The sequence below is a fragment of the Streptomyces sp. NPDC045955 genome, assembly GCF_056430805.1.
In genome coordinates this window covers 383,150-398,389 of record NZ_JBWKKY010000003.1, presented here as the reverse complement: position 1 = coordinate 398,389, position 15,240 = coordinate 383,150, and the positions used below count along the sequence as shown (strand labels likewise).

15 protein-coding genes are annotated in these 15,240 nt (G+C 70.6%); 8 read left to right on the top strand and 7 right to left on the bottom strand.

Annotated elements, in window-relative coordinates; genetic code table 11:
- The first annotated feature begins 67 nt into the window (after positions 1 to 67).
- Positions 68 to 874 carry a phytanoyl-CoA dioxygenase family protein gene (locus AC07F0_RS08150; RefSeq protein ID WP_478975783.1) on the top strand — a complete coding sequence of 269 codons (807 nt, stop codon included), beginning with the start codon at positions 68 to 70 and terminating at the stop codon, positions 872 to 874.
- A gap of 43 nt (positions 875 to 917) precedes the next feature.
- A complete protein-coding gene (locus AC07F0_RS08145) occupies positions 918 to 2,132 on the top strand; it encodes an aromatic ring-hydroxylating oxygenase subunit alpha (protein WP_478975780.1) in 1,215 nt (404 codons plus the stop codon).
- 220 nt (positions 2,133 to 2,352) lie between these two features.
- On the opposite strand, the gene AC07F0_RS08140 is transcribed toward AC07F0_RS08145, so the two are convergent.
- Genes AC07F0_RS08140 through AC07F0_RS08130 form a run of 3 tightly spaced genes read right to left on the bottom strand, consistent with a single transcriptional unit; the run spans position 2,353 to position 5,456 of the window.
- On the bottom strand, positions 2,353 to 3,315 hold the full coding sequence (locus AC07F0_RS08140; RefSeq protein WP_478975777.1) for an NAD-dependent epimerase/dehydratase family protein: 963 nt from the start codon (positions 3,313 to 3,315) through the stop codon (positions 2,353 to 2,355).
- Positions 3,312 to 4,604, bottom strand: coding sequence for a nucleotide disphospho-sugar-binding domain-containing protein (locus AC07F0_RS08135; protein WP_478975774.1), 1,293 nt, complete (start codon positions 4,602 to 4,604; stop codon positions 3,312 to 3,314). The genes AC07F0_RS08140 and AC07F0_RS08135 overlap by 4 nt, the downstream gene beginning before the upstream one ends.
- Before the next feature lie 9 nt (positions 4,605 to 4,613).
- Positions 4,614 to 5,456 carry an SDR family NAD(P)-dependent oxidoreductase gene (locus AC07F0_RS08130; RefSeq protein ID WP_478975771.1) on the bottom strand — a complete coding sequence of 281 codons (843 nt, stop codon included), beginning with the start codon at positions 5,454 to 5,456 and terminating at the stop codon, positions 4,614 to 4,616.
- 151 nt (positions 5,457 to 5,607) lie between these two features.
- Between AC07F0_RS08130 and AC07F0_RS08125 the strand changes: the two genes are divergently transcribed.
- The gene (locus tag AC07F0_RS08125; RefSeq protein ID WP_478975769.1) at positions 5,608 to 6,843 is read left to right on the top strand and encodes a cytochrome P450; all 1,236 of its coding nucleotides are present in this window, start codon (positions 5,608 to 5,610) and stop codon (positions 6,841 to 6,843) included.
- 9 nt (positions 6,844 to 6,852) lie between these two features.
- Here AC07F0_RS08125 and AC07F0_RS08120 read toward each other — a convergent pair whose 3' ends face one another.
- Positions 6,853 to 7,278 carry a nuclear transport factor 2 family protein gene (locus tag AC07F0_RS08120; RefSeq protein ID WP_478975766.1) on the bottom strand — a complete coding sequence of 142 codons (426 nt, stop codon included), beginning with the start codon at positions 7,276 to 7,278 and terminating at the stop codon, positions 6,853 to 6,855.
- 161 nt (positions 7,279 to 7,439) lie between these two features.
- Here AC07F0_RS08120 and AC07F0_RS08115 point away from each other — a divergent pair, with 161 nt between their 5' ends.
- The 5 genes from AC07F0_RS08115 to rfbA are packed head-to-tail and all read left to right on the top strand — an operon-like array spanning position 7,440 to position 12,039.
- The gene (locus AC07F0_RS08115; protein WP_478975763.1) at positions 7,440 to 8,219 is read left to right on the top strand and encodes a cyclase family protein; all 780 of its coding nucleotides are present in this window, start codon (positions 7,440 to 7,442) and stop codon (positions 8,217 to 8,219) included.
- 33 nt (positions 8,220 to 8,252) lie between these two features.
- On the top strand, positions 8,253 to 8,963 hold the full coding sequence (locus AC07F0_RS08110) for a class I SAM-dependent methyltransferase (protein WP_356030550.1): 711 nt from the start codon (positions 8,253 to 8,255) through the stop codon (positions 8,961 to 8,963).
- Positions 8,964 to 9,000: 37 nt separating this feature from the next.
- Positions 9,001 to 10,110 carry a DegT/DnrJ/EryC1/StrS family aminotransferase gene (locus tag AC07F0_RS08105; RefSeq protein WP_478975760.1) on the top strand — a complete coding sequence of 370 codons (1,110 nt, stop codon included), beginning with the start codon at positions 9,001 to 9,003 and terminating at the stop codon, positions 10,108 to 10,110.
- Positions 10,111 to 10,136: 26 nt separating this feature from the next.
- The gene (locus AC07F0_RS08100; RefSeq protein ID WP_478975758.1) at positions 10,137 to 11,114 is read left to right on the top strand and encodes a Gfo/Idh/MocA family protein; all 978 of its coding nucleotides are present in this window, start codon (positions 10,137 to 10,139) and stop codon (positions 11,112 to 11,114) included.
- 49 nt (positions 11,115 to 11,163) lie between these two features.
- Entirely contained in the window at positions 11,164 to 12,039 is an 876-nt protein-coding gene (rfbA, locus tag AC07F0_RS08095; RefSeq protein ID WP_478975755.1) for a glucose-1-phosphate thymidylyltransferase RfbA, read from the top strand.
- Between the two features lie 57 nt (positions 12,040 to 12,096).
- Here rfbA and AC07F0_RS08090 read toward each other — a convergent pair whose 3' ends face one another.
- The 3 genes from AC07F0_RS08090 to AC07F0_RS08080 form a co-directional block, all read right to left on the bottom strand.
- Positions 12,097 to 13,602, bottom strand: a complete 1,506-nt coding sequence (locus AC07F0_RS08090; RefSeq protein WP_478975752.1) for an alpha/beta fold hydrolase — start codon at positions 13,600 to 13,602, stop codon at positions 12,097 to 12,099.
- Positions 13,599 to 14,618 (bottom strand): dTDP-glucose 4,6-dehydratase, encoded by a 1,020-nt coding sequence (rfbB, locus tag AC07F0_RS08085; protein WP_478975749.1) that lies wholly within the window; start codon positions 14,616 to 14,618, stop codon positions 13,599 to 13,601. The genes AC07F0_RS08090 and rfbB overlap by 4 nt, the downstream gene beginning before the upstream one ends.
- Before the next feature lie 165 nt (positions 14,619 to 14,783).
- Complete coding sequence (locus AC07F0_RS08080) at positions 14,784 to 15,221, bottom strand: ester cyclase (RefSeq protein ID WP_356030569.1); 438 nt, start codon at positions 15,219 to 15,221, stop codon at positions 14,784 to 14,786.
- Between the last annotated feature and the right edge of the window lie 19 nt (positions 15,222 to 15,240).

Sequence of the window (15,240 nt, the reverse complement as noted above, 5' to 3'; positions counted from 1 at the left end):
TCGCCACCCCGGCTCGCAGGCCACGCGAAGACCGCGCCATCACTCCAGCAACAGAAGGAGAAACGCCGTGCAGGACATCGAACCCCGCGTCATTGCGGGGGCTCCCGCCCAGAGTGAACCGGCAGCCATGGAACGGCTCGCCGCACGCTATCGCCGGGACGGGTTCGTCCACGTGCCCGGCGTACTGGACGCCGAGGAGACCGCTCAGTACCTGGCCGAAGCCCGTCGGCTCCTCGTCGACGACCAACCGGCCCGGTGGGGATCCGGTGACGAGACCGTCATGGACTACATCCCCGACGCCCAGCTCAGAAGCGAACCGATGCGTCGCCTCGCCACCCATCCGCGGATCGCCGCTATCGCCGAGCGGCTGGCCGGCACCCCGCTGCGGCTGTTCAAGCTGGAGGTGCTGCACAAGGAGAGGCAGGGCTCGGCCCCCACCGACCCGCACCACGACGTGTTCGCCTTCCCCTTCTCCACAGCCGGCACGGCCCTGACGGCGTGGGTGGCCCTGGTCGACGTTCCGGCGGAACGCGGATGCATGACTTTCGTCCCGGGATCGCACCTGCTGCCGCCGGACACCGGCGCCGACCCCTGGGCGAGCGCCTTCGCCCGGCCCGGGGAGATGTGGATGCCACGGATCACGGTGCCGCTACGGGCAGGTGACTGCACTTTCCATCACGCCCGCACCGTCCACAGCGCCGGAGCGAACACGACGGAGACGCCCCGGTTGTCGACGTCCGCCGTCTACATGGACGCCACGGCCACCTACCTGCCGACCGGCATGCCGTTCCTGGACGAGCTGCCCGGGACCAGGGCGGAGACCCTGCGGGAGGGCGCCCCCCTCGCGGGCGATCGATTCCCGCTGCTGCGCTGAGGCGGCTGCAGATCACCGGCCCGTTCCTCCGAAGGAGACCGACTTGACAATCCATCAGACAGGCTCGGCGGCACCGCGCCCGGAGTCTGCCTCCGTTCCCGCCCTGTCGCCGGAGACCTCCGAACTCCTCGCCGAACTCGGCAACTATCTGACGGAGGATCCGCCCGCCCTCAGTATTCCGCCCCGCGCGTTCGCCTCTGAGGAACTGTACGAACTGGAGCGGCACAAGGTGTTCGGCAGGTCGTGGGTGCTCGTCGCCCACACCGACCAGCTCACCACGCCCGGCGACTACGTGTCCCTCACCGTCGCGGGTGAGCTCGTTGTCGTCACGCGTGGCAAGGACGGCGAGCTGCACGCGATGTCGCCGATCTGCCGGCACCGCATGATGCCGGTCGTCGAACCGGGCGCCGGAAACACCGACCGCTTCACCTGCCCGTACCACCTGTGGCGTTACGGACTGGACGGTCGACTGATCGGCGCCACCTACATGCGGCGCAACGAGGCGTTCGACCCCGCAGCCTGCCGGCTGCCGCCGTTCGCCGTCGAGGAGTGGCACGGCTTCGTCTTCGTCAATCTGGACGACACCGTGGAGGCGCTCGCCCCGCACCTCTCCCGCATCGAGAGCGACCTGGTCAACTACCGGCTCGACGAGATGGTCCTGGTCGGGGAGTGGGTCGAGGAGTGGCACTGCAACTGGAAGATCGCAGTGGAGAACGCACACGAGAACTACCACGTGATGGGCTTCCACCCGGAAACGCTGGAACCATCCACGCCGGGCCGCTCCGACACCGATCTGCGCGACGACACCCCCTGGGCACTGCGCTTCCGCATCCGCCTCACCGAGCCGCAGCAACCGGACGTCCTCCCTTTGAACGACGACGAGAAGGCACACCTCTACGACTTCTTCGTCTTCCCCACCGGAAGCCTGGCAGCCGCCGGAGAAACCCTGATCTGGCTGAGCATGATCCCCCTGTCCATCGACCGCACACAGGTTCGTGGCGGCATGCTCGTGCCCGGTGCCCAGGTGCAGGGCATGGGTGAGGCCGAGCTCAAGGAGATGCGCGAGGGCGTGGAGTCGTACGCCGCGATGATCAATGCGGAGGACCGGCGAGGACTGGAGGCCGTGCAGCGGTCCGTGGGCTCCCGGTTCGCCGCACGCGGCCACCTCAGCCCCAAGGAACCGGCGGTCATCTCCTTCTACCAGAACCTGGCCCGTGCCCTGCTTCGCAGCGACGGCGAGTGGCCCGGTGCTCTCTGACCAATCCCGTCACCGCATCAGCGTGCTGAATCCGAAACCTCAGGCCTCGCTCGGCGGAAAGCCGTAGAGCCCCCATCGTCGACCTCGCGGACGCGCGTTCGCTCCGCCGGCCCGGCGACACGCGCCCTCCGGACCCGCATCCGAACGGCCCGTACCGGTCCGGGACGCCGTCCAGCCGCCCCCGCGGCTGGACGGCCGGACATCGCGGTCCCCTCGGAACTCAGCCGACCGGCCGGTCGTCCATTGCAGGTCGCCCGGCACGCGCAGTGGACCACATGTCGGCCATCGACTGGTCGAGACCGACCATCGGACGCCATCCCAGCAACCGGCCGGCGAGGGTGATGTCCGCCCGTGTCCAGCCGCCCCCCTTGCTCTCCACCTGCGCCGAACGCTCCCTCACCGCGTGGAGAGGGAATCCCGAGACGGACACCAGCATGCGGACGAGCTCGCGTATGGGCACCGCCTCGCCCCGCCCGATGTTGATCACCTGCCCGACCACCGGAGCGCGGGCGGCACGAACAACGGCGTCAGCGAGATCCCGCACGTCGATGTAGTCGCGCCGGGAATCGGCGACCGTGAGGTCGAGTCCCTCCTCGGCGGACGCCGCTGCCAGCTTGGCGACGACCGCCCCGAGGAAGCTCGCCTCGGTGGTGTACGGCCCGCAGACGTTGACGGCGCGCAGCACCACTCCATCGGCTTCACCTGCCCGGGTCGCGGTCAGCACCGCCTCCGAACCCGCGTACTTGGTGCGCGCGTACGAGGTCGTCGGATGCGGTGTGACGTTCTCGTCGATGGAGACGCCCTCGGGGACGAACCCGTACTCGTGGATGGTGCCGACGTGAACGATCCGGGGCCTGCGGGACATCGGGGCGGTCGCGGCGAGGAGCCGGTGGACCAACTGGACATGGGCCAGCTGCATGGCCTCCTCGGTGAGCGCCCACCCCCCGGTCGCGTTGACGACCACCTCCACACGCGCGGAGCCGAGCAGCGCCGCGAGTGCGGCGGGGTCGGCGGTGGCCACGTCGAGGGTGTGGAAGGCATGGCCGGTGATGTCCGGCCTGGCCCGGCGGGCGATGCCCAGGACCTCGTATCCGTCCCGGCGCAGGGCTGCGCACACTGCGCGGCCGACACAGCCGGTCGCGCCCAGGACAGCGGCCACGAGCCGGGGCTTGGCATGGGTCATCTGCTCTTCACTCCTTGGCTGATGCAGTATGCGGTGGTCAGGCGTTCCAGTACGGGGACGAGGTCGGCCGGGGACGGGGCGGCGAGCGACGCGGCACGCAGCGCGGCCGCGGCCCTGGCGAAGGACGGCGTGTGAAGGACGCGCAGGAGCATGCTGCGGAGTTCGGCAGCGGAGAGTTCCTCGGCCTGCCGGTACAGCCCGGCACCGAACCCGGCGACCCGCCGCGCCTCGGGGATCCCACGCCGTCGCCGAGTGGGCAGCATGAGCTGCGGAACGCCATGGGCGAGAGCGGTGGCGATGTCGTTCGGTCCGCCGTGGTGGATGAGGGTGACGCAACTGGGCAGCAGGAGGTCCAAGGGAACGCCGACGACCAGTCGGACGTTGTCCGGGACGTCCCGCAGCGAGTCGGCCAGACCGGCCGGGAGGGGCACGACCACCTCGACGTCCACGTCGCGGACGGCGTCGAGGAGGGCGGGGGCGGATGCCGGGGGGCCGTCGACGCCGAGGAAGGAGCGGCCGAGGGCGAGGCACACCCTGGGCCGGGTGGGCGGTTCACACAGCCAGTCGGGCATGTGCGAGAAGCCGTTGTACGGCATGTGACGGACGGGAACGTGACGGTGGCTCACCGGCAGGCGGAGCGGGGCGGGCAGCGAGTCCACGGTCCACTGGCCCAGGACGGCCTCCTCTGCGAACACACGGCCGTGTTCCGCCAGGAGCGGGCCGAGCCACTCCTGGAACGCGTCCTCGCTCGGGGCGTCCGGACGCCCCTCCGGCAGACCGCGGTACTGCCCCCGCATCCAGCCCACGAGGTCCAGACCCGACACCAGACGGGCGTGGGCCGCACCGCCTGCCATGGCGGCGACGGCACCGGCGTGGTCCGCCCAGTCCCACACCACCAGATCGGGACGCCAGTACCGGGCGAAGCCGACGAGTTCAGCGATCACCGGACGGGAGGCGGTGGTCCGTCGGGCACGACGGGCCCAGGCCGTCAGTGCCCTGTGGACGCGGGCGTGGGCGGGCTCGTCGACGGGAAGGTCGCCGAGCCAGGCCTCCTCCTCGGGCCCGGACCACGCGGGCGACTCCTCGACGCGGCCCGGACCGGTCGCCCCGTCCCGTCCGGTCACCTCTCCGAGCGGCACGGCTGTGATGCCCGCGGCCAGGATGTCGTCGTGCACGTCCGGGCGGCTGGCCATGCGCACGTCGTGGCCGGCCGAGCGCAGCGCCCAGGCCAGTGGTACCTGCGCGTTGACGTGGGCGGTGGCGGGAAACGGGGTGAACAGGACCCGCATCGCGACACCTCACCCGCCCCTACGGCTGAGTTGCTCCCCATCGGTGTACTCGCGCAGGCGGTCGCGCTGGCCCGCCACCACCTCGTCCCAGGCCCGGTCGCCGAGGACGATCCGGCGCGGCGGGCTGTCCATGCGGGAGATCTCCAGGACCACCTTGGCGGCCGCGGCCGGTGAGGCCGGCGGCGGGGACTCGGCCCAGGACGCCTCCAGCGCGGCGCGGACGCCGTCGTAGGCGGGGTGGGGCGGGGCGACGGTGGAGCCGAGGTGGCCGAGGCCGGTGTCGTACGCGCCTGGCTCCAGGAGGGTGACGTGAATGCCGAGGGGCCCGGCCTCGGCAGCGACGGCCTCGCCCATCGCGCCGAGCGCCGCCTTCCCCGCGCTGTAGATTCCGCTGCCCGCGGATCCCCCGCCGGCTCCCATCGCCGTCACCTGGAAGAGGTGCCCGGCTCCCTGCGCCCGCAGGACCGGCAGGACCGCCTGGGTCACCCACAGCGCACCGAAGAAGTTGACGTCGAAATGGTCGCGGGCCTGCTCCTCGGTGGTCTCCTCGACCATGCCGAGGACGAGTTGGCCGGCGTTGTTGACGACGACGTCGAGCCGGCCGAATGCCGCCACCGCACGGTCCACCGCCGCGAAGACGTCGGCCCGGCGGCTCACGTCGAGCGGGAGCGCCACCAGGCGGCCGTCGTGCCCGTGACCGTCCAGGGAGGAGACGTCGCGGGCCGTGGCGACCACTCGTTCCCCGGCCGCGAGCGCGGCCTCGGTGAACGCGCGGCCGAGGCCACGGGAGGCTCCGGTGACGAACCAGACCCGGCTGACCGAGGGGCCGCCGGGAGCGGGAAGTTGAGTCATCGCGCCACCATCGCCGAGACTCATCGAGTTTGCGTTGAGTCACACTCGAACGGAGCCCTCCACGCTACGCACGTCATGCCCGGCGCGGCGTATGCGCGCCCGCACCCGGTCCGCGGGTGCGACGGCCGGCCACCGAGCGAGGGAGACCCGTATGAACACCGTCGACGAAGTCCTGGACCGCCTCCTCGCGCCCGGGCAGGACGATCCGTACCCGCTCTACGCCGAATTGCGCCGCCGTGCACCGGTGCACTTCAGCCCGCAGTTGGGCGGTTACGTCCTCACCCGGTTCGAGGACTGCTCCCACGTGATGAAGAACCCGGCGCTCTTCCCGGCGCCCGATGCCGCCTCGGTGGCGTCCTTCCTGCCGGAACACAGCAAGTACGAGGCCTTCCGGGTGCTGGTCGGCTCGATCGTCAACGCCAACCCGCCGGAGCACACCAGGCTGCGCCGCCTGGTCGGCCGGGCGTTCACCGCGCGGCGGGTGGAGTCGCTGAAGCAGGGCGTGATGACGATCGCGGCGGGCCACGTGGACAAGGTCGCGGCCCGCGCCCGCGACGGAGCGGTCATCGACTTCCACGCGGAGCTGTCCGTGCCCGTACCGCTTCAGGTGCTGGCCCGGCTGATCGGCCTGCCGCTGGAGGACGACCGGATGCTCGCCGAGCTGATCCCGCGGATCATCAACGTGGTCGATCCGAGCAGTGACACGGCGGCGCTGCAGGACGCGGACAAGGCCCTGGCCTCCCTGCTGGGCCGACTGTGGGAGCTGGTCGAACGGCGCCGCCAGGAGCCGGCGGACGACCTGGTGTCGGGTCTCGTGGCGCTGGAATCGGACGGTTCCGAAGGCGCGGACCACTTGTCCGAGGACGATCTGAAAGCGGTCCTCGTGGCGCTGCTGACGGCCGGGTTCGAGACCTCGGCCACCGCGATCGACATCAGTGTGCACACCCTGCTCGCCCGTCCCGAGCACCGGGCGTCGCTGCGGACCTACGAGGGGGCGCTGCGGTTCGTCGACGAGGTGCTGCGCTGGGACTCCCCGGCGCCGATGTCGGCGGGATTCCGGTACGCGGCTCAGGACGCGGACTTCGGGGAGTACCGGGTGCCGGCCGGGTCACCGGTGCGGGTGCTGCTCGGGGCGGCGAACCGGGATCCGCAGGCCAATGCGGACCCGGACCGTTTCGACCCGGACCGGCAGGCGCCCCGCACACTGGTCTTCGGCGGAGGCGTACACCACTGCCTGGGCATGAACCTGGCCCGGATGGAGATCGCCGCCGTACTGATGGCGATCGCGGAACGGCTCCCCGGCCTGCGGTTCGCCGAGGAGCCGGTACGCCGACGGTCCATACCGCTACGGGATTTCGCCTCGTTCACCGTGCGGTTGGGCAGCTGAGGCCCGGTCTCAGGGGCGGTCGTCGCGGGTGACCCGGCGCTCGCGGACGAGCAGCCGGCCGTTCTCACGGACCAGGACGTCCTCGCAGACACAGAGGAGGTGCAGCCGCGGTTCCCCGCCTCGCGGAGTGGCGAAGATCTGCGCGTAGCTGCGGACCGCGAGGGTGTCGTCGTCCCGGGGGTCGACGTGCACCATGGAGAGCACATGCCGGTGGACCTCACCGGATTCGGCGAGTCCGGCGGCCGACTTGCGTACTCCTGCGGCGAGTGCCTCCCGGCCGCGTACGGGTTCGGGGAGGGACGGCGGGGCGAACACACCGTCCTCGGTGAAGGTTCGGGCCCAGCCGTCGGCGTCCCCCTCGTCCAGCAGGTGCATGTGGCGGGCGTAGAACTGCTGTACTTCGGCGGCCACTTGTGCGGACACGGCGTCTGACACGTGTTCTCCTCGGGTGTTCGAAGCCGGTGGGAGTGGAAGGACGATCCCCCACCGGCTTCGAGATCCGTTCAATGCACCGCCCCAGTCATTCTCCAACAGGGCTCGCTCCGCTGCGCTGAGGATCGGATCGCCCTGTCGTCCCGGCGGCCCGAAGGTGACGTATGCGCCTGATCGATCTGTCCTCCCCCGTGGATTCCTCGTTCGTCGAGCCCGACCCGGTGGTCCATGACGTGCTGACACCGCGCCAGGGCGCCGAGCACATGAGCGCGGAGATGCGGGAGCACTTCGGCATCGACTTCGATCCGGACGAACTGCCTGACGGCGAGTTCCTGTCCCTGGACCGGATCTCCCTCACGACGCACACCGGCACCCACGTCGACGCGCCCTCGCACTACGGCTCCAAGGCGGCGTACGGCACGGGTGTTCCCCGGCACATCGACGAGATGCCACTGGACTGGTTCCACCGCCCGGGCATGGTGCTGGATCTGACCGACGCGGCGACCGGCGTGGTCGGCGCGGAGCGGCTGGAGAAGGAGTTCGCCCTCATCGGGCGGCGCCCGGAGCCGCTGGACATCGTGCTGCTGCACACCGGCGCGGACTCCCGGGTGGGGACACCCTCGTACTTCACCGACTTCGTGGGCCTCGACGGGTCGGCCGTGGAGCTGCTGCTCGATCTGGGGGTGCGGGTGATCGGGACGGACGCGTTCAGCCTGGACGCCCCGTTCGCCGACATCATCGCCCGCTACCGGGCCACCAGGGACCGTTCGGTGCTGTGGCCGGCCCACTTCGCCGGGCGGCGGCGGGAGTACTGCCAGATCGAGCGGCTCGCCGGACTCGCCGCGCTGCCCGGCCCGTACGGCTTCCGGGTCTCCTGCTTCCCCGTGAAGATCACCGGCGCGGGGGCCGGCTGGGCGAGGGCCGTGGCCATCGTCGAGGAGTGAGCCAACCCATCCGATCCGACCTCCGGGAGAGCGATGTACGGACAGGAACTCGCCAAGGTCTACGAGATCTTCTACCGCAGCCGTGGCAAGAACTGGGCTTCGGAAGCGGAGGATGTGACGCGGCTGATCCGTGAGCGGATGCCGCAGGCCGACACGCTGCTGGACGTGGCCTGCGGTACGGGCGCCCATCTGGCCACGTTCCGCGAGCAGTTCTCGCAGGCCGAGGGGCTGGAGATCGCACCGCCGATGCTGGAGATGGCGCGGCAGCGGTTGCCGGGTGTCACCCTCCATGAGGGCGATATGCGCGACTTCGCGCTGGAGTGCACCTTCGACGCCGTGGTCTGCTTGTTCTGCGCCATCGGCTATGTCGGCACGGTCGAGGAGATGCGTGCCGCGGTGCGTGCCATGGCGGACCACGTCTCCCCCGGTGGCGTGCTCGTCATCGAGCCCTGGTGGTTCCCCGAGGACCACATCGAGGGCTACGTCGCGGGCGACCTCGGGCGCGAGGACGGGCTGACCGTCGCCCGGATCTCGCACTCGACGCTGCAGGGCAGGGCGACCCGGATGGAGGTGCGTTTCCTCGTCGGAGACGCCTCCGGCATCCGGGAGTTCACCGAGATCGACGTGCTGTCGCTGTTCACCAAGGACGAGTACACCCAGGCGTTCCTGGACGCCGACTGCTCCGTCGAATACCTTCCCGGCGCACCGACCGGCCGGGGGCTGTTCGTCGGCATCCGCCGCTAGACCACCATGACCGACCGATCGGAGGGGCCGACCACCCATGACCACCTACGTGTGGGACTACCTGCCCGAGTACGAGAACGAACGCGACGACATCCACGACGCGGTGGAGACCGTGATGCGCTCCGGGCAGCTGGTGCTCGGCCGCAGTGTCCGCGGCTTCGAGGAGGAGTTCGCCGCCTACCACGGGCTTGCGCACTGTGTCGGTGTGGACAACGGAACCAATGCCATCAAGCTGGGCCTCCAGGCCTGTGGCATCGGACCCGGCGACGAGGTGATCACGGTGTCGAACACCGCGGCACCGACCGTGGTCGCCATCGACGGCACCGGTGCGACGCCCGTCTTCGTGGACGTGGACCCCGACACGTACCTGATGCGGGTCGACCAGGTCGAAGCGGCCGTCACCAGCCGCACCCGAGCCGTGCTGCCGGTGCATCTGTACGGGCAGTGCGTCGACATGGCACCGCTGAAGGCGCTGGTCGAGCGGCATGGCCTGGTGCTCTTCGAGGACTGCGCACAGGCCCACGGCGCCCGTCACCACGGGCGACTCGCCGGCACGATGGGCCGGGCGGCGGCGTTCTCCTTCTACCCGACGAAGGTGCTGGGCGCGTACGGGGACGGCGGCGCGACCGTGACCTCCGACGACGAGGTGGAGCGCAATCTGCGCCGGTTGCGCTACTACGGCATGGAGGAGCGCTACTACGTGGTACGGACTCCCGGCCACAACAGCCGTCTGGACGAACTCCAGGCGGAGATTCTGCGCCGCAAGCTGACCCGGCTCGACGCCTACGCACAAGGCCGACGCGAGGTGGCCCGGCGGTACGCGGAGGGTCTGGGCGACACCGAGCTGGTGCTTCCCACGGTCGCGCCGGGCAACGAGCACGTCTACTACGTCTATGTGGTCCGCCACCCGCGACGCGACGAGATCATCGAGGCGCTCAAGGCCTACGACATCTCACTCAACATCAGCTATCCGTGGCCGATCCACACCATGACCGGGTTCGCGCACCTCGGGTACGAGCGGGGTTCGCTACCGGTGACCGAGCAGGTCGCGGAAGAGATCTTCTCCCTGCCGATGTACCCCTCCCTGGCCCCCGGCGTCCAGGACAAGGTGATCGGCGCGCTGCGCGACGTGCTGGCCGCTCTGTGATGGACACCCGCCGCGGTCCGTTGAGAATGGGCGTGCTGGGGTGTGCCGACATCGCGCTGCGCCGGATGCTTCCCGTGCTGGTCGAGGAGGCGGGCACCGAATTGGTAGCGGTGGCCAGCCGTGACGCCCGCAAGGCGGCACAGACGGCGCGTAGCTTCGGATGCGACGGGACCGTCGGCTACGACACGCTGCTGCGGCGGGACGACATCGACGCGGTCTACATCCCGTTGCCGCCGGCGTTGCACCATCACTGGGTCACCGAGGCGCTGGCGGCCGGGAAGCACGTGCTGTGCGAGAAGCCGTTGTCCACGTCCTACGCCGACACCCTGGATCTGATGAAGCGGGCTCACGAACACGGTCTCGTGCTCGCCGAGAACTTCATGTTCCTCCACCACTCGCAGCACGCCGAGGTACAACGGCTGCTGGACGACGGTGTGGTGGGCAGGGTGCAGGTCTTCAGCAGCTCCTTCGGGGTGCCGCCGCTGGATCCGGCGGGCTTCCGCTACCGCCCGGAGCTGGGCGGTGGCGCGCTGCTGGACACCGGGGTCTATCCGCTGCGCGCGGCCCAGTTGTATCTGGGCACCGAGCTGGAGGTGCTGGGAGCCACGCTGCGGATCGACGAGCGCACCGGGGTCGACATCGCCGGCACGGCCCTGCTGTCCGCCGCCGACGGCACCGCCGCGCACCTGGCATTCGGGTTCGACCACGCCTACCGGTCGCACTACGCCTTGTGGGGCCGGGCGGGCCGGATCACGGTCGAGCGCGCGTTCACCCCGCCCGAGCAGCTGAGGCCCCCGGTGCTGATCCATCAGCAGGACCGGCATACGGAGCTGACGTTGACGGCGGACCATCAGGTACGCGGTGCGGTTCGGGCGTTCACCGCGGCGGTCCGCTCGGGCGCCGAGGGCCCGCTGCACGAGGAGACCACCCTGCGTCAGGCGCAGCTGGTGGAGGAGGTGCGCCTGCGGGCCCGGCGGTTCCCGCACCGGCCCGGCCGGGCGTGAGCAAGGGCCATCAACCAGGACGGTCACGGCTATGAGGACGGGGAGGGGCATGAAGGGCATCATTCTGGCCGGAGGCGCGGGGACCCGGCTGTACCCGATCACGCTCGCGGTGTCGAAGCAGCTCATACCGGTCGGCGACAAGCCGATGATCTACTATCCGCTGTCGGTGCTGATGCTGGCCGACGTCCGCGAGATTCTGATCATCGCCACTCCGGCGGACCTGCCGCAGTTCCGGCGGCTGCTCGGGGACGGATCACACCTCGGTCTGCAGATCGACTACGCGGAGCAGGCCCATCCGGGCGGGCTGGCCGAGGCGTTCATCATCGGCGCGGACCACATCGGCACGGACTCCGTGGCCTTGGTCCTCGGCGACAACATCTTCCACGGGCAGCGGTTCTCCGACGTGCTGGCGGAGCACGCGGGGGACATCCACGGCTGTGTGCTGTTCGGGTACGGGGTGCACGATCCGCACCGCTACGGCGTGGGGGTGACGGACGAGGAGGGGCGGCTGGTCTCCATCGAGGAGAAGCCGGCCCGGCCGAAGTCCAACCGGGCCATCACGGGCCTGTACTTCTACGACAACGACGTGGTCAACATCGCGAAGAACATCGCCCCTTCGCCGCGCGGCGAGCTGGAGATCAGCGATGTGAACCGGGTCTACCTGGAGCGTGGCACGGCCTCACTCGTCGACCTGGGGCGTGGGTTCGCCTGGCTGGACACCGGTACACCGGAGTCGTTGCGGGAGGCGGCCCAGTACGTGAGCATCCTGGAGCACCGTCAGGGCATCCGGATCGCCTGCGTGGAGGAGGTCGCCCTGCGGATGGGGTTCATCGACGCGGAGGCGTGCCACGCCTTGGGTGCCGCGATCGGCAAGTCGGAGTACGGCCAGTACGTGATGTCGATCGCGGGGGAGTTCGGCCGCTGAGCATCGTGCGACCGCTCGGTGGAGGGGCCGGACCGTCCGGCCCCTCCACTCACGGCACTACGGCTCCTGCATCGCCGGGCAGCTCGTCCGGCGCGCCGGAGCGGTCTGCGGGTCGGCCAGATAGCCGTCGACCCGTGTGCGGACGCAGTCGCTGACCCAGTAGATTCCGTGGCCCCAGCCCTCGTAGGTCAGCAACCGGGCCTTGGGGCCGGCCTGCCGGGCGACCCGTTCGGCCCAGTGGTGGGGCGATGACGGGTCGTGCCGGCTGTTGGTGAGCAGGATCGTGGGGGCCTCGTCACTGAGCCGGAGGGGCCCCTGCGGGTTCCTGGTCGGGCCGGTCATGCCGAGACAGTCGGTCACTCCGCTCCAGGCAACGGCGCCGAGCCGGGTGTGCGGGGCGACGGCCGTGGCCAGGGCGCGCAGCCGCAGGACGTCGGCGGCGCCGCGCACCCGCATCCGGTAATCGGCGCAGAAGACGGCGCTGTGCGGGTGGTGGATCGTGGACGGCCCGCTCGCCGAGGCGGCCACCCCCTGGCCGTCCCCGAACAGACACCCGGTCCGGTCGGCCGCGACCTGGGCGAGGCAGGCGGACAGTTCCGCCCAGCGGCGCTGGAAGAAGAAGAACGAGACCTGGCTGCTCAGCAGGTACCCGTCCAGGGTGAACGGTGGCGCTCCGGGAACCGTGGCGGTCAGTTCACCCCGCTCGGCCCGGGCGTGCAGCCGGTCGTACCAACGGGCGGTACCGTCGGCCCGCCCGGGGCAGGTGGGGGTGCGGTCGCACCAGTCGGCGAAGCCCTGGAAGGAGTCCTCGACGGCCGCCGACCGCTCGGCGACCCAGCGGGTGAGGTCCGCGGTGTGGTCCATGGTGCTCTCCCACACCGCGGCGCGCAGCCGGGTGGGAAAGAGTTCGGCGTACGCCTGGCCGGTGAGCGTGCCGAAGGAGTCGCCGTAGAAAGACAGGTGCCGCTCGCCCAGCGCCGCCCGGACGGCGTCCATGTCACGGGCGACGCTGCGGCTGTCCAGGTGATCGAAGACTGGTCCGGTGATGGCCCGGCAGCCGGCCGTGTAGGCGCGGTACGCCTCGACCGTACGCGTGTACTCGGCCTCGGTTGCCGGGACGACGGGGACGTCGGCGGGGTAGAGGGCGGCGTCGCAGAGGACGGGGTTGCTGCGTCCGGTGCCACGCACGTCCATACCGATGACGTCGAAGCGGCGGCCGGTCTCGCCCGAGAAGAGCCGGGGGTCGTGCGTGACGGCGTCGACACCCGAGCCGCCGAGCGCGCCCTGGCCGTAGAACAGCACTCCGATGCGCTGCTCGGGCGCGGCAGCCGAGCGTCGGGCGAGCGCGATCTCGACCGTGGCGCCACCGGGATCGTCCCAGTCGACCGGAACGGCGATGCGTCCGCAGTCCACCGCGGGATCCTCCGGTGCCTCGGGGCACGGGGCCCAGACGATGCGCCCGGTCGACGGCCCGTCGGCCTGGGCGCGGGCCGGAACGGGTGCGACGAGGAGGCCGATCAGGGTGGCGGCGAGGGCGCCTACGGCGGTGAGCCGCCGACTCATCGGTTCGCTCCGGCCGTGGCCCAGCCGCCCTCGGCGACGGGAGCGCGATCCAGCAGCGGTTCCCACCACGAGCGGTGCTCGGCGTACCATCGGACGGTCTCCCGCAGCCCTTCGGTGAAGTCGATCCGGGGACGCCAGCCGAGCTCGTCGCGCAGGGTGCTCCAGTCGAGGACGTAGCGGCGGTCGTGGCCCGGCCGGTCGGGCACGATCGTTTTCAGGGAGGAGGGCAGCCCCAGTTCGTCGAGGACGAGGTCCGCGATCTGCTCGACGGAGGCCTCGACGCCGGTGCCCACGTGGTAGGTCCGGCCTACTTCGCCGCGTTCCAGTACGGCCTCGATGGCACGGCAGTGGTCCAGCACGTGGATCCACTCGCGCCGGTTCTGGGTCTGCGCGTACATCTGGAGGGGTTTGCCGTCCAGGGCGGCGGTGGTGAAGGCCGGGATGACCTTCTCCGGGAACTGGTGGGAGCCGTAGTTGTTCGCGCAGTTGGAGATGGTGACCGGCAGGCCGAAGGTGTGGTGGTAGGCGCGGACGGCGTGGTCGGCGCCGGCCTTGCTGGCGTTGTACGGGGTGCGCGGACGGTAGGGGCTCGACTCGGTGAACAGGTCGGTGCTGTCCAGGTCCAGGTCTCCGTACACCTCACAGGTGGAGACGTGGTGGAAGCGTCCGACACCGACTCGCCGGGCGGCCTCCAGCAGCGTCTGCGTGCCCAGCACGTTCGTCCGGAAGAACCGCCCCGGCTCCAGCAGGGCGTACGAGTTGTGGGACTCCGCCGCGAAGTTCACGACCGCATCCACACGGTGGGTGCGCAGCACACGCTCCATGGCGACAGGGTCGTCGATGCTCGCATGCTCGAAGACGATGCCGTCGCGGACGTTGTCGAGGTTGGCCGGGTTTCCCGCATACGTCAGCGCGTCCACGACGATGACGCGGTCCTCCGGGTGGGTCCCGCGCCAGTGCCTGACGAAATGCGATCCGATGAATCCTGCCCCGCCGGTGATCATGAGGGTGCCCATGCGGGTCACGATAGGAACGCCTGTTGGTGAACCGGCCGGAGACCGCTGGAGGCCGAGGCGACGGGGAAGCCGGCGCCGGCGCCGCCGGTGACCGACAGTACTGCGGCGGTCCTGACCACGACGCCCGGCATCGCGGTCGGAACCTTCAGGGTCCTCAGGCCCGGACTAGGGTCGCCAGCCGCCCGCCTCCGGCCAGGGGTCGCCCAGCTGGCGCAGGGTTCCCTGGAACTCGGGCCAGTCCCGGTGGTCGCGGATCTTGCCGTCCACGAAGCGGAACAGGTGCACCTGCTCACCCGCGAACCGCCTGCCGGTGGGGGCGAAGCCGACCAGGTTGCCGACGTGGCGGCCGTAGAGCACGAGGTAGGCGCGGACCCACTCGCCGTTCTCCTCGATCTTGACCTCCTCGAGCCGGGCCTCCTCCGAGAAGGTCGCCCGGACCCACTTGACGATCAGGGCGAAGCCGTCGGGGCCGGGCGGGATGCCGTGCTCGAGCGTGGCGGGGTTCAGGTACTCCGCGTGCAGGTACTCGGCGGCGTCGTCCGCCTTTCCGGTGTTGAAGGCTTCGATCACCCGACGTACGGCGTTTATCTGATGGCTGCTCATCGTCTGCGCTCCCCGTCCC